Annotated in this window: 16 protein-coding genes; 1 reads left to right on the top strand and 15 read right to left on the bottom strand. The window is 35.5% G+C overall.

Annotated features, from left to right (window positions below):
* Nucleotides 1-227: 227 nt before the first annotated feature.
* From yabG to metG, 6 genes are all read right to left on the bottom strand, one after another.
* A complete protein-coding gene (gene yabG, locus GMB29_RS00275; RefSeq protein ID WP_136358175.1) occupies nucleotides 228-1,109 on the bottom strand; it encodes a sporulation peptidase YabG in 882 nt (293 codons plus the stop codon).
* 299 nt (nucleotides 1,110-1,408) lie between these two features.
* A complete protein-coding gene (gene rsmA / locus GMB29_RS00270; RefSeq protein WP_136358173.1) occupies nucleotides 1,409-2,293 on the bottom strand; it encodes a 16S rRNA (adenine(1518)-N(6)/adenine(1519)-N(6))-dimethyltransferase RsmA in 885 nt (294 codons plus the stop codon).
* The gene (rnmV, locus tag GMB29_RS00265; protein WP_136358171.1) at nucleotides 2,293-2,850 is read right to left on the bottom strand and encodes a ribonuclease M5; all 558 of its coding nucleotides are present in this window, start codon (nucleotides 2,848-2,850) and stop codon (nucleotides 2,293-2,295) included. The genes rsmA and rnmV overlap by 1 nt, the downstream gene beginning before the upstream one ends.
* Nucleotides 2,851-3,034: 184 nt before the next feature.
* Complete coding sequence (locus GMB29_RS00260; protein WP_136358169.1) at nucleotides 3,035-4,228, bottom strand: G5 and 3D domain-containing protein; 1,194 nt, start codon at nucleotides 4,226-4,228, stop codon at nucleotides 3,035-3,037.
* Nucleotides 4,229-4,470: 242 nt separating this feature from the next.
* The gene (locus tag GMB29_RS00255; protein ID WP_136358250.1) at nucleotides 4,471-5,241 is read right to left on the bottom strand and encodes a TatD family hydrolase; all 771 of its coding nucleotides are present in this window, start codon (nucleotides 5,239-5,241) and stop codon (nucleotides 4,471-4,473) included.
* A gap of 348 nt (nucleotides 5,242-5,589) precedes the next feature.
* Nucleotides 5,590-7,572, bottom strand: coding sequence for a methionine--tRNA ligase (gene metG / locus GMB29_RS00250; RefSeq protein WP_136358167.1), 1,983 nt, complete (start codon nucleotides 7,570-7,572; stop codon nucleotides 5,590-5,592).
* 631 nt (nucleotides 7,573-8,203) lie between these two features.
* Between metG and abrB the strand changes: the two genes are divergently transcribed.
* Nucleotides 8,204-8,485, top strand: a complete 282-nt coding sequence (gene abrB / locus GMB29_RS00245) for a transition state genes transcriptional regulator AbrB (protein WP_066333556.1) — start codon at nucleotides 8,204-8,206, stop codon at nucleotides 8,483-8,485.
* A gap of 53 nt (nucleotides 8,486-8,538) precedes the next feature.
* On the opposite strand, the gene rsmI is transcribed toward abrB, so the two are convergent.
* The 9 genes from rsmI to tmk form a co-directional block, all read right to left on the bottom strand.
* Nucleotides 8,539-9,423 carry a 16S rRNA (cytidine(1402)-2'-O)-methyltransferase gene (rsmI, locus tag GMB29_RS00240; protein ID WP_136358165.1) on the bottom strand — a complete coding sequence of 295 codons (885 nt, stop codon included), beginning with the start codon at nucleotides 9,421-9,423 and terminating at the stop codon, nucleotides 8,539-8,541.
* A gap of 4 nt (nucleotides 9,424-9,427) precedes the next feature.
* Nucleotides 9,428-9,700, bottom strand: a complete 273-nt coding sequence (locus tag GMB29_RS00235) for a GIY-YIG nuclease family protein (RefSeq protein ID WP_136358163.1) — start codon at nucleotides 9,698-9,700, stop codon at nucleotides 9,428-9,430.
* 42 nt (nucleotides 9,701-9,742) lie between these two features.
* A complete protein-coding gene (locus tag GMB29_RS00230; protein ID WP_136358162.1) occupies nucleotides 9,743-10,507 on the bottom strand; it encodes a tRNA1(Val) (adenine(37)-N6)-methyltransferase in 765 nt (254 codons plus the stop codon).
* A gap of 270 nt (nucleotides 10,508-10,777) precedes the next feature.
* Complete coding sequence (gene yabA, locus GMB29_RS00225) at nucleotides 10,778-11,149, bottom strand: DNA replication initiation control protein YabA (protein WP_136358160.1); 372 nt, start codon at nucleotides 11,147-11,149, stop codon at nucleotides 10,778-10,780.
* 13 nt (nucleotides 11,150-11,162) lie between these two features.
* Nucleotides 11,163-11,990, bottom strand: a complete 828-nt coding sequence (locus GMB29_RS00220) for a PSP1 domain-containing protein (protein ID WP_136358158.1) — start codon at nucleotides 11,988-11,990, stop codon at nucleotides 11,163-11,165.
* Between the two features lie 2 nt (nucleotides 11,991-11,992).
* On the bottom strand, nucleotides 11,993-12,985 hold the full coding sequence (holB, locus tag GMB29_RS00215; protein ID WP_136358156.1) for a DNA polymerase III subunit delta': 993 nt from the start codon (nucleotides 12,983-12,985) through the stop codon (nucleotides 11,993-11,995).
* A gap of 16 nt (nucleotides 12,986-13,001) precedes the next feature.
* Nucleotides 13,002-13,442, bottom strand: coding sequence for a YaaR family protein (locus GMB29_RS00210; RefSeq protein WP_136358154.1), 441 nt, complete (start codon nucleotides 13,440-13,442; stop codon nucleotides 13,002-13,004).
* A gap of 69 nt (nucleotides 13,443-13,511) precedes the next feature.
* Nucleotides 13,512-13,841 (bottom strand): cyclic di-AMP receptor DarA, encoded by a 330-nt coding sequence (locus GMB29_RS00205; protein WP_136358152.1) that lies wholly within the window; start codon nucleotides 13,839-13,841, stop codon nucleotides 13,512-13,514.
* A gap of 82 nt (nucleotides 13,842-13,923) precedes the next feature.
* A complete protein-coding gene (gene tmk, locus GMB29_RS00200) occupies nucleotides 13,924-14,553 on the bottom strand; it encodes a dTMP kinase (protein ID WP_211091276.1) in 630 nt (209 codons plus the stop codon).
* Between the last annotated feature and the right edge of the window lie 7 nt (nucleotides 14,554-14,560).

Genomic DNA, 14,560 nt, shown 5'->3' with positions numbered 1-14,560 from the left:
TTTTTTTTATTACACAAGTAATTGTTCATTTTTTCGCTAAAAAAAGCTGTAAATATTCGATTTTTTTGGTCTATTATAAGAATTAGACAAAGGATATCTAAGTCAGATAAGGAGAAAAAACGTGATTTTTATCAAAAATTAGAGAAAAAAATCATACATATTGAAACACTTTGAACAAAGAGATCAAGAAAAAGCCACTTTCATTCAAAATGATAAGCGGCACTTTATTATTGATTATGATGTTTTCTATATGGCATTCCTGTTCGAAGGACGCCCTTTGTTTCAACACCGCCAAGGCCCTTTTCCCTTGTTAATGTATTTCGAAGGACATCCCATACATTAATTCTTTCAACAAACGGCGTAAAGCTAATTTTAGCAACAATATAAACAGGATCCAATGCATGAATATTTACTCTTGAAGGCGAACTTGCAAAGTTAGCACCCGCTCGGATTAACGATTCGAAATGGGATTGGCATGCACCAGCGAATATCACTAACTGATCTAAGTTAGGTACTTTATTCCGCGCATTCAGCACCGTTTGAACAAAATGTTTCGAATGCCTGTAAGCATTTAAATCATCGATGTTCCCCTTTTGTTTAGAATAGGCATCATGACCTGTAACGACTAAAATATCTGGTCGGTATTTATCAAGCAGCTCGATTATTTTTTGTGGCATTTCTGTCTCGCTTACATGAACCCCATTTACCGGTACTCCGATTTTTTCGTATAAAGACAAACACTTTTGTAAATAGAGCGGGTCACCATCAACATGCAAAACCCTTCCAGGTATATGAAAAAATTCCTCGTTATGACTATAACTTGAAGTTGCATAATACTCTTGTTTTTCTCGTAATAGTTGATAATCCTGTCTAAATAAATAATACGATTGATCAATGATTTCTTTTTCTTTTTGCTTCCGACTATTTTTTTCATTTTCATCAACAACGACTAGATCATCGCATATCGCATCTGCTATTAACCTAAATTCATTCCCATATAAAATGGCTATCTGCTCACCACTTGCAGTAGTCTTTAAATCAATAACTCTAAATAGCAGATCTAATTGATAGGATTTTCTTGCTACCACATCTCCAATTTTAACATGCATATATATCACTCCAATGAATGATTGCCTTAAAAGCACAAACGCCCTGATCACCCCGACATGTATAAGCCTCGGAGCAAAAACACTTTAGCTAGACAGCAAAACTAAGTAAAAAGGAACGGCTAGACCTTTCTTTTATAAAAAGCATCCTTTTCTAGCCTATGTTCATTTCTTAGAATGGTGATATCTCAACGTAAAAAACATGAGTAGTGATAACTGCGTTTAAATGACAAAAAAAGATACAGTCTATTTAGACTGTACCTCATTATTTACCCTTTTATCCTATTTTTAGGGTGAATCCTTTATGCTTTGTTTATAACCATATCTAATGCATCACTTAATTTAGCAAATTCCTCAATCGACAACGATTCTCCTCTTCGTTTACCGTCAATTTCAACTTGAGCTAAAGTCTCTTCAATAACAGGCTTTAATTCTTTACCATTTGTTAAAAAATGAACTAAATTATTTAACAGCGTTTTTCTTCTTTGTGCAAAACTAGCTCGGACAATTTGAAAAAAGAATGCCTCATTCTTCAGTTCTACACCAGGCTTATCTCTCACTAATAAGCGGATAATGGCTGAATCAACATTAGGCTGTGGAACAAAAACTGTTTTAGGAACTGTCATCACTGTTTTTGCTTCCGTATAATACTGAACAGCAATTGATAAAGAACCATATTCTTTTGTAGATGGCTTTGCAGAAATTCGATCAGCAACTTCTTTTTGCAGCATCACCACAATCCCTTTAAGAGGCAATTGATCTTCTAGCAATTTCATAATAATTGGCGTTGTTACATAATAAGGCAGGTTTGCAACAACCATAATTTCTTCGCAATCATGAAAATGTTCTTGAATCGCTTCCTTTAGGTTTGCTTCTAATACATCTTGATGAATAATTGTTACATTAGGGTATGGGGCGAGTGTTTCATTTAAGATAGGAAGCAATCGCTGATCTATTTCAAAGGCTACTACCTTTTTTGCTCTTCGTGCAAGTTGTTCAGTTAATGCACCTATCCCAGGTCCAATTTCAATAACACCCGTTTTATCTGTTACATTCGCATGATCAACAATTCTTGATAATACATTTGGTTCAATAAGAAAGTTTTGACCTAAACTTTTTTTGAAAGAAAAGCCATACTTTTCTAATATTGCTTTTGTTCTGATTGGAGTTGCAATATCCTTTAACATTACTTGTTCTCCTCCTGTAGGATCTTGTTTATCGCTTGTATGTATTCTTCTCTACTTATTTGAAACATTTGCAGCCTTTTATGTAATTGTTTTCCGTTAGTATAGCCGATCTTTAAGAGTAAACCTAATTTTTCACGTCTCGCCTTTGCTTCGTTTCCACCTATTAATCCTGCTTCTAGTAGATCATCTAGTGTAATATCACTAATAAACTCATCCATTTCTTCTTTTACTGCCTGTAAAGCATTGCGAATTGCTTCTACTGATGCATGTTCAACCCCAATCCCCTTTCCCCTTTTCGGTCTCGCTTCTTCCTTTGGTAAAAAGGCATGTTTACATCCGGGAACTTTTTCGGAGATTGTTTTTCTTATTTTTTCCCCAGGGAAATCCGGATCAGTAAAGAGGATGACACCTCTTGTTTTTTGAGCCAGTTTTACTTGTTCTATCACTTCTTCACCAATAGATGAACCGTTCGTTTCAATTGTATCTGCATCAACAGCCCTTTTAATAGCTGTCGTGTCATCTTTCCCTTCAACCACAATAATTTCTTTTATCTTCATTTTTTCCTCCAAATACTGAAACTTTTTACAAAGTTAATTCGTCTAATATAGTAAATGCGATAAGGTGTTTTATAAAACAGATGAAGCGTACTTCCTAAAGGGCATGTTTTTCATCTCTTCATACAGAGCTCAGCTTTTATTCATTATAACGTAAAAAAACAGAGGGATAAAAACCCTCTGCAAGCTATTGTAAAATTTTTATTTTTACTCTTTTCGAACCCCATCGATAGGCAGCTGATTTGGATGGTAAAAACACGTCGATTTTATTTCCCTTTATTGCAGAACCTGTGTCTGCAGCAACTGCATATCCATAGCCCTCGACATATACTTTTGTACCAAGTGGGATAACACCCGGGTCGACCGCAATCACCTTAGCATTAGGATTGGCTCGCAAGTTAACACCTGTTGCTGTCGTTCCTGAACAGCCGTTACAATGTGCCGTATAGGCTGTTGAATTTACATAAAATTCGTTTGCAACTGAGTCGTTACCACGAGAGACTGTAGCTGTACTAGTAGGCTGTGCCGCTCTTGTTCCTAAAGCTACAACACGATCTTCACTTTCTGCAACAGTTACTGTTTTAAGTAGTTTCCTAGATTTCTCTTTGCCATTTTCGATGATTACTTCAAAGTGCTTCTCTTGTTTTCCTTCTTTTCCAGAATCTATAACCTTTTGTTCACCTTTTTCTATGTTTTTATCATTTTTAGTGACAACATCAAAGGCGATTGGTTCTTCCACTACATCGGTGACTTTTTCTATTCGGGTAACCGTAATTGCTCTCTTATCATCAATTTTGTCAGTAAGAGCCGGTTCAACTTTATCTAATTCGTTTAATTTAACGTTTTGTTCTTTTAAAAAGTCAGCGACAGTAGTCGAAGTGGTCCAAACTTGTTGTTTTTCTTCGCCAACATGTAAAGTAAGCTGAATTGCTTTATCAATCGTTAATGATAAGTCTTTTTCAATCTTTGTACCTAATGCTGGTTCGATCACATCATGCTCTGTTACATCAAGGTTCTCTTGTTCTATTAAATCTTTAACTGTATCCGCTGTTGTCCAGATTGTCCTTCGCTCATCACCAATTGCAACTTTTACTGGTTTAGATGCTTCATAAACAATATCCATGTTTTCTTTGATTTTTTGAGTTGCTGCAGGAGAAATAGAATCCTCTTTTCTAAGATCTATATCTAAATCCTTAAGTAATTCACTTACTGTATCAGCACTCGTACGGATCTTATCTTCTTTACCATTGACAGTTAATGAGACAGAATCCTTCGTTAACTCATATGTACCATACGCGGTACCTGATCCTAATACTAGTAAACTAGTAGTGGATAGGACAATTTTGTTCTTTATAACTTTTTCGGAAAACAGCCTTTTCATGTTTTGAATGAAAATGAAAAACGCCTCCTTCTTCCTCGTGGATTATATAGAGTATATGCCATCTTGTCAACCTCTTCACCGTTGTCTCATTTTTCCAATGTAGTTCTAATTATGCGTAAAAACAAGGCAAAAGTGAAGAAAGAGTTATCGACAAAGTTATACTATGAGGGAGAGGAGACATGTAGAACTTATTAGTTTATATGATGATCTGGACAAGCTCTTCCATATCTCGACACCGTTTGCTATCGAGTTATGCCGAAAAGCTTCTTTGCATTGTCGGAAGTTATCTTTGCGATTTCATCCACACTTATTCCCTTTAACTCCGCAATTTGTTCTGCTACATATTTTACATAGCTTGGCTCATTACGTTTTCCTCTAAAAGGATGTGGAGTAAGATAGGGACAATCTGTTTCTATCAAAAGGCGTTCCAATGGTATTTCCGTAGCAACCTCTTTTGGCTTTTTGGCATTCTTAAATGTAACTGGACCACCAAAAGAAATATAAAAATTCATATCCATACACTGCTTGGCTACTTCAAGGCTTCCTGTAAAGCAATGCATAATGCCTCCTACTTCGCTAGCATTCTCTTCTTTAAGAATATTGACAACATCCTCTGTAGCATCCCGATTATGAATAATAATTGGAAGCTGAACTTCTTTTGCTAAACGAATTTGTCTACGGAAAACATCTTTTTGAATCTCTTTCGGAGATTTGTCCCAATAATAGTCAAGTCCCATTTCACCGATTGCAACAACCTTTGGATGCAAAGCTAATTCTTTAATCCATTCCAAATCTCCTTCTTTCATGTCAATAGCATCTACTGGATGCCATCCTACCGCAGCATAGATCATGTCATATTGATCTGTTAATTCCATCGCTTTTTTTATTGTATCTTTGTCAAAACCTACAACAACAATATGTGTAACATTTTCAGCTTGAGCACGCTGAATAACCTCTACTATATCTTCTTCGTATTGAATAGCATTTAAATGAGCGTGGGTATCAAATAACATTTTTCCAATTCCTTCCTCTGTTTTTGACAATACAAAAGGGTGTTCTACAAAATGTTACACGTGGAACACCCCAATTCAGAAAAGCGGAAGCGCCTTGTTCAGACCCGACAAGCATAAGACAAGCCATAATAGAAGCTGCACTTTGCTTCAATTATGGATTGGCTTATGACTCGAGGGGCTAGGCGCTGGAGCTAGACACTATGAAAAACGGAAGCGCCTTGTTCAGCCCCCAAAAGCATAAGACAAGCCATAATAGAAGGCGTTTCTTTCCTTCTATTTATGAGTTTTTATACCCCCGAGCGGCTAGGCGCTGAAGCTGGACATCAAAACTTAGTATGAAATTTCATTTTATTTTACTCTTGATCCATTTGGAAGACTTGCATCAACCGTTGCTACCGAAAGGACATCATCTTGTGAACCTGCTAATATCATTCCTTGCGAAAGTTCACCACGAAGTTTCACAGGTTTAAGATTTACGACACAAATGACTTTCTTGCCAATTAACTCTTCAGGCTTGTAATATTTCGCTATCCCAGAAACTACTTGTCTTTTTTCATATCCCAGATCTAACTGGATTTTAAGTAAGCGATCTGCTTTTTTTACTGGTTCAGCATGGATAACTTCTGCAACACGAAGATCCACCTTCATAAAATCATCAATGACAATTTCATCTTCAATTGATGGGGCCTGTTCTTTTGCTTCTTCTTTTACAGGTGCAGATCCTTGCATTTGCTCTTTAATATATTGAACCTCATCCTCTACTTCAAGTCGAGGGAAAATAGGTGCTTGTTTATTTACTTGTGCTCCATTGACTTGACCGAAGTTTGCAATACTGTCCCATGTTTGAAGGCTTTCATTTGTTATACCTAATTGACTAAAGATCTTCGATGGTGTTTCAGTTAAAAATGGCTTTAACAACACAGCCGTTAAACGTAATGATTCTGCTAAATGGACCATTACTGAAGCTAATTGTTCTTGATTCACTTCATCTTTTGCCAATACCCACGGCTGTGTTTCATCAATGTACTTATTTGTTCGACTAATAAATTGCCATAAAGATGTAAGGGCAATTGAGAACTCCATTTTATCCATAGCTTCTTCATATTTTTTCACAGTGTTTTGTGAAAACGCTACGAGTTGGCCATCAAATTCCGTTTGTGCACCATCATACGTTGGTATTTTCCCGCCAAAATATTTATCAATCATGGCTACAGTGCGGTTCAATAAATTCCCTAAATCATTTGCTAAATCATAATTCACTCGATCAATGAAACCTTCTGGAGTAAAGACACCATCAGAACCAAATGGTACTTCTCTTAATAAATAATAACGAAGAGCATCCAATCCATATCTATCAATTAATGTTACAGGATCAACAACATTACCTTTTGATTTTGACATTTTGCCATCTTTCATTAATAACCAGCCATGTGCAAATACTTTTTTAGGTAACGGTAAGTCTAAAGCCATTAACATAATTGGCCAGTAGATTGTGTGGAAACGAACAATTTCCTTTCCAACGATATGAACATCCGCAGGCCAGTACTTTTTATAGTTCTCATCATGTTCAGTACCATAGCCAAGCGCAGTAATATAGTTAGAAAGGGCATCAACCCATACATAGATAACATGCTTGGGATCTCCAGGGACTTTTACTCCCCAATCGAATGTTGTACGGGATACAGCTAAATCTTCAAGACCAGGCTTAATGAAGTTATTTACCATTTCATTTTTTCGTGATTCTGGCTGAATAAACTCAGGATTTTCTTCATAATAAGCTAATAGTCTATCGACATATTTCCCCATTTTAAAGAAGTATGATTCTTCTTTTACTAATTCAACAGGGTGTCCGCTATCAGGACTTTTTCCTCCAACAATTTTCCCATTTTCTTTTATTGGGTCTACAAGTTGCAGCTCTGTATAGTAGGTTTCATCAGGAACAGAATACCAACCTTCATACTCATCTAAATAAATATCACCTTGTTCAACTAACTGAGCAAATATTTTTTCAACAACTACCTTATGTCGGTCTTCTGTTGTACGTATAAAATCATCATAAGAAATATCCATCTTTCCCCAAAGTTGTTTAATTCCATCTACAATCTCATCAACATATTGCTGAGGTGTCACATTTGTTTCTTCAGCTTTTCGTTGAATTTTTTGTCCATGTTCATCTGTTCCAGTTAAATACCTGACATCATAGCCACGCATCCTTTTATAACGGGCCATAGCATCTCCAGCCACAGTCGTATAAGCATGTCCAATATGTAGTTTTCCACTTGGATAATAAATTGGAGTGGTAATATAAAATGTTTTTTGTTGATTCTCCATTATGTAACCTCCTATATATAAGAAAAACGCAAGCGCCTTGTTCAGTCCCATGGGGCTGGGCGCTAGTGCTAGATACAAAAACTTTTGCCTTGCCTTACTTTATTAAAAACGCCCTCGCCCCTAAGGACGAGAGCGATATGTAAATACTACTATGTCAATGGACGATTTTCATTCATACATACATCCATCACAAAAATATTCATACTCCCTTTATGATACCATCTTAGCCTCTAATATCAAATAAATATACATTAAGAATTGAGATTTCTATCATTCGACATTAATTTCGACAAACTAATAGGATTTTTGTCGAAATTAATTAAGCTATTGTAAAGGGCTAGACGTGAAATATGGACTTTCAAGGGGACAAGTTGAACATTAATTTTGGAATTTTTATTTCCATATTTAGGTTTAATTTCAATGTTTTAGGGGTAGTTATCCTTAAAAACCTTATTATTTAAAGGTTTAAAATAACTCCCCTATTTTTTTACATGGAAATTTAAATAAAAGGATTGACGATTATTGGAAACACTGTTATGCTAAAAAAGCAAATCAGTTTTTGTCGAATATTGACGAAGTATGAACCTAAACACATAGAGAATGTCAAATTTTGAGAGGAGATTATAAATATATGAAATCTACTGGAATTGTACGTAAAGTTGATGAGCTAGGTCGTGTTGTAATTCCGATCGAACTACGTCGCACATTAGGAATTGCAGAGAAAGATGCTTTAGAAATTTATGTTGATGACGAAAAAATCATCCTTAAAAAATATAAACCAAACATGACATGTCAAGTTACTGGTGAAGTTTCTGATGATAACTTAGCTTTAGCAAACGGCAAATTAGTATTAAGCCGTGAAGGTGCAGAACAAATTTTAGCAGAAATTCAAAACCAACTTGTTCAAAAATAATAAAAAAGGGATCTGACTCCTCCACCTGGGAACCCGAGTCAGATCCCTTTTCTTTAATTTTCATCAATATGATATGCCTGATATACGTCCCTTTTCTGAATATTTCTTTCAATGGATACTTGTTTAATAGCTTCTTTAGAAGATAAATTCTGCTTTATATAATGTTCTACATGATCCTTTATAGACATTTGATCCCACCAGACTTCTACTATTGAATGTTCTTCTTCATTCGACCCTTCAATAATGATACAAAATTCTCCGCGAACTTCATTTTCTTCCGACCACTTTATTACTTCATCGATTGTTCCGCGAATAAATTCTTCAAATTTCTTCGTTAATTCTCTTGATAAGCAGATTGAACGATTCCCAAAATACTCATGCATAAGTTGTAACGTATCCTTTAGTCGATGTGGTGACTCGTACAAGATAATCGTTTCTTTTCGATTCCGCAACATTTCTAATTGGTGTTTTTTTTCCTTTTTTTGTCGATCTAGAAATCCGAAGAAATAAAAAGGCTGGGGAGTTATTCCAGATGCAATTAGTGCCGTTAATGCAGCATTTGCACCTGGTAAAGGAATAACACTGCCCCCTAAGGCAAGTACCTGTTTCACTAATTCACTGCCTGGATCTGAAATCGTAGGCATTCCCGCATCACTTATGAGAGCAATATTTTTTTTCTGCTGCAAATAGTCAAGTACACGATGACCACTTGTTTCCTTATTATGTTCATGGTAACTAAAAATCGGAGTGTCTATTTCAAAGTGATTGCATAGCTTTTTTGACTGTCTAGTATCCTCAGCTGCAATAAGATCAACCTCTTTTAGGATCTTGATTGCACGGAATGTCATATCCTCTAAATTTCCAATTGGTGTTGGAACTAAGAATAAATCACCTAATTCTTTCTCTACATTATGAAAGCTTTTTTGTTGTTTTAACATCCCTTCACCCTTTTTCATGATCTGGATGACCATTTATGTATTGTTCTTTTGCTTTTCTTGATAGCTTTTTAAAAGATATTTCCATTTTTAACGCTTCACTTTTCGTTTCAAATTCTTCAGAATACAATAGTCTAACAGGTGTTCTTCCCCTCGTATATTTTGCCCCTTTACCATCATTATGTTTTTTTAAGCGTTGGTTGATATCAACGGTATAACCTGCATAAAAGCTCCCATCACTACATTCCAAAACATAAAAATAGTGACAAGTCTGTTTCATCATCTTATTCTCCTAGAGTGGTGATTATGTTCCCATTTAGTACTATTTAATTGCTGCACCGGTCCCTTTATCTCCATATAATATCGTCCGAATTTCATTTGTATATTCATTTTCATGATTATAAACAAAGATTGGTGGTAACACCTTTAAATCACTTCCGCCACCTTTAATTCCTTCTACTAATAATGTATTTGCTTCTTTTCCCTGTTTAGGATAAACAAGCTGAATACGCTTTGGCTCAACTCCATATTTTCTCATCAGTTCTACGATATCTACAAGCCTTCCTGGTCTATGAACGAGGGCTATTTTCCCTCCTTGCTTCACAAGTTGACTGCTAGCTTTAATGACATCCTCTAAAGTACAAAGAATTTCATGTCTTGCAATAGCAAAGTGTTCATTTAAATTTTGCTTATGTTTTTGTTGAGAAGTAAAATATGGCGGGTTACATGTTACAACATCAAATTTTCCGAATCCAAGCTCTTTGGGCATATCCTTAAGATCACCATGGATCATTTCCAATTGATGCTCTAGTTTATTATAAGCAATACTTCTAATTGCCATATCATACAATCTCTCTTGGATCTCAACCCCATGTACCTTCCCTTTTGTTCTTGTACTTAAGAGTAAAGGAATAATTCCATTGCCTGAACACAAATCAATGATATTTCCCTTTTGGATCGGCATATAGGCAAATTTAGCAAGTAAAACCGCATCTAAAGAAAACGAAAATACGGTTGGACTTTGAATGATTTTGAGATCTTCTGCTAATAAATAATCTAATCTTTCATCACCAATTAAATTAACCATTCTTAATAACTCCTTTAATTGAAAAGCCAAGGTACCTCACTTCGGGACAAGCATGAGATGAACCTGCCGAAGGTTATACAACATGACTAAAGCTTCTACCGCCCTAGCATTTACTATACCAGATGTCGCTTAGACTAGACAGAAAACGAAAGATAAAACGATAACGATTATAAAAATCTGGTTTAATTTTGCCTTAGCTTCATAAAAAAAACTGACACATAATGTTCCTCTAAGGTATTACTAGAGGGCAACCATCATGAGTCAGCCGTATTACTTCTTAGTTAAAAATGATAAGCAAAATAAACAATCTCCATCTTTTCTGATGCTGCCATAATGTAGATTACAAATATGGAAGCCTTCTTGATACAATCTTGCTAAGTTATCGTACCCTTCACCTATATCAAGTGAATGTTGTTTCGTTTGCTCGGTTTCTTTTGATTTTGGATTCATTATTTTTTCTGTATTTGTATTCGCAAACGTAGAGTCTAGTCTTCGGCGTAAGTTTTCATTTTCAATTTTCAAATGATGATTCTCTTCAATGAGTTCTCCAAGATGCTGCTTTAACTCACCTAATTGAGAGTATAAAGATCCTATTTGTTCTTCCATACTGCTGACAGATTCAAATATCTCTTTTTTATCCACTTGTTCCACCTCATCAATCTGTGGATTGCATTGGAACAACGCCTTCTTTTTGCAATTCATCCCAAGTATATTCTACCACACGATCTTGTCCAACTAGATTCACCTGAATAATTTGCTCTAATATATTAAGACCAATCACTTTTCCTAACCCATCAGGAGTACCGATCATTTCACCTACATCTGGCAATAATTCTTTTGCAGACTCGTACTCATCGTTTTCATATTTTAAACAGCACATTAAACGTCCGCATAAGCCGGAAATTTTCGTTGGGTTTAATGAAAGGTTTTGGTCCTTCGCCATTTTAATAGAAACAGGCTCAAAATCACCTAAGAATGTTGAACAACACAGCATTCGACCACATGGTCCAATTCCACCTAACATCTTAGCTTCATCACGAACACCTATTTGTCTAAGCTCTATTCGCGTTTTAAAAATAGCTGCAAGATCTTTTACTAGCTCTCGAAAGTCGACTCGTCCATCTGCTGTAAAATAAAAGATGACCTTATTTCGGTCAAATGTATATTCTACATCGACTAACTTCATATCTAAACCATGCTCAGAAACTTTCTTTTGACACACATGATAAGCTTCTGCTGCTGCATCTTGATTCTCTTGAACCATTAAACGGTCCTTTTCATCTGCAAGTCGAATGACTTTTTTTAAAGGTAATACAACATCATTCTCCTCGACTTTTTTATTGTTTAAAACGACTTTACCGTATTCAATTCCGCGAATTGTCTCTACAATAACGAAGTCGTCATCCTCTATATGAAAACCATTAGGGTCGAAATAATAAATTTTGCCCGCTTTTTTAAAACGAACACCTACAACATCGTACAAACTTATCCCTCCTGCAATGTTAAAACCAATTGTTCCATCAATAATTGTGGATTTACATTGGCCTGAAGCTTTTTTTTAGCCTCTAAAATAGAAGTCATCTTCTCAGTCACACTTCTTTGTGTCATTTGAAGGGCATGCTGCGTTAATTGTTGGATTAAGTCTTGATAAACGACTTGTTCCTCATTTCCTAATTGTATCGCTAAAACATCTTTATATATATATAATAACAGGTCTAAGCCCGTTTCTTGTTTTTCCTTATCATTAAAGTGACTCATCCACTCTGTATGAATATACAGTGGCGCTTGTCCTGTTCTGTTGATTACAGCCTCATACAATTTTATCACTTTCAATCTTGCCTGTGCAAACCAATCATCATTGGCAATTTCGATTGCAGCTTCTGTATCATTTGTTAGCTGTGAAACTAATGCAGCTATATGCTTAGAAATATTTGCTGCAATAAGTGTTTCTTGAATGGCGATAGGCTGCAATGGTTGAAACGATATTAATTGACACCGGGATAGTATCGTATTTAATATTTTATGATACTGTTCAGTTATCAAAATTGCAATTGTATTCGCATTTGGTTCTTCTAAGAATTTTAATAAACTATTTGCTGCATTTACCGTCATCTTATCAGCATGGATAATCATATAAAGCTTTTTATTTGATTCCACACCTGTTTTGGAAAACTCCTCTTGCAAAGCCTGAATTTGTCCTTTCTTGATCGACAATCCATCAGGCTCAACAATATGAACATCCGGATGATTACCTGAATCTATTCGCTTACAATTTTTACAGCTATTACAAGGTGCATATTCTATTAGATTTTCACAAAAGAAACTTTTCGCTAAAAGAAAGCCGATGTCTCGTTTGCCAGTCCCTTTCTTTCCTTCAAATAAATACGCATGTGCTAAACGATTTCTTTTAATGCTATTTTCTATAAGCTTACTGACACGCGGCTGATATGACGTTACATCTTGCCAATTTTTAACCATTTACACTCATCACTCTCTACGTATATAGGTTAATAAGTAGTCCTTTAATCTCACCTATTTTTGCTAGTACATTTATCATTGAGCTTTCTTTCCTTACAATTTCCTCTGCTAACTCGCTTAGTGACTGATCAACTTGCTCAACAATTTTTAAAGACCGACTATTTCCATAGTGATCCCAGCTTCTTGACTGCTTCATGCTCATTCCATATTCCACAGCCTCATTAATAAATTTCTTAACCAATAACTTATATTTTGAGAGATCGCTAAAATTTCTAGATTTGGCAAGGCGCCTTCCAACATCTTCAATGTTAACAAGTAATTTATTCAATTGATCCAATTGAAGTTTATTCCCCTGTTGAACCATTAAACTCTGGAATCCTTTAGAAGAAATTTGAGCAGCTTTTTGCTCTTGACCTCGTTTATCTAATGTTGAACGTAAATCTTGACTGATTTTCATAAAAACCCCCGTGAAAAAATCGCCACTAACTTCATGCCGGAGAAATTCTATCGTTTTAAAGAAAAACTTCTAAAAATGGTGAAATTGCTCTACAGGGAGGACAAAAACAGTTGCCCCGCCAACCTCAACTTCTACAGGATATGGAATAAAGGAATCGGCATTTCCTCCCATAGGTGAGACAGGTGCAATAAGTTTCTCTCTCGATTTACAATTATCCTTAATGATCTGTAGGGCCTTATCAACTCTTATGTCTTGTGTACCTATCATAAATGTCGTATTACCAGATTTAAGGAATCCACCTGTACTAGATAATTTTGTTACCCGGAAATTATGTTCTGTTAGAGCATTCAATAGTTTATTACTATCTTGGTCCTGTACGACTACAATAATTAATTTCATATTGAGTTGCCTCCCTTTATTGTAACATGTTCATCATAGTGAATCATTGCATGTTTAATGGTAAATTAGTGCCAAAATTCGTTTAAAAGTGGAGATGTTCTTTCAACACATTCTTCACATCCTGTAAAACTTTATCAATTGCTTGATTAGCATTGATAACAACAATTCTTTCCTGGAAGCTACTTATTACTTTCTCATACCCTTCTTGAACCTTGTTATGAAAGGATATGTCTTCTAAATCAAGTCGATTAATCTCTCTTCCTTTATTTTTCGCTATTCTTTTAAGTCCAGTTTTTGGATCAATTTTAAAATATAAGGTCAAGTCAGGCATAAAACCATTAATAGCAAATTCATTTATTGAAAATACCTCATCAATTCCAATTCCTCTTGCATAACCTTGGTATGCCAGGGAACTATCGATAAATCTATCACAAAATACATGTTTACCATTATTAATGGAAGGAATCACTTTCTCAACAAGATGTTGTCTTCTTGCTGCTGCATAAAGAAGTGCTTCTGTTCTAGAATCCATTTCTGTATGCTCTTTATTCAAAATTACTTCGCGAATTTTCTCTGCTATATGAATGCCACCAGGTTCCCTAGTAAAAACTGCATCAATCCCAGACTCATTTATATCCTTCACTAGCATTTCTAATACCGTTGTCTTGCCAGCTCCGTCAGGGCCTTCAAATGTTATAAATTTCCCCTTCAAAATACTC

The sequence above is a fragment of the Metabacillus sediminilitoris genome (assembly GCF_009720625.1).
Lineage (GTDB): Bacteria > Bacillota > Bacilli > Bacillales > Bacillaceae > Metabacillus > Metabacillus sediminilitoris.
Note: the sequence above shows the minus strand (reverse complement) of the source record. Positions and strands in the feature narration are given on the sequence as shown.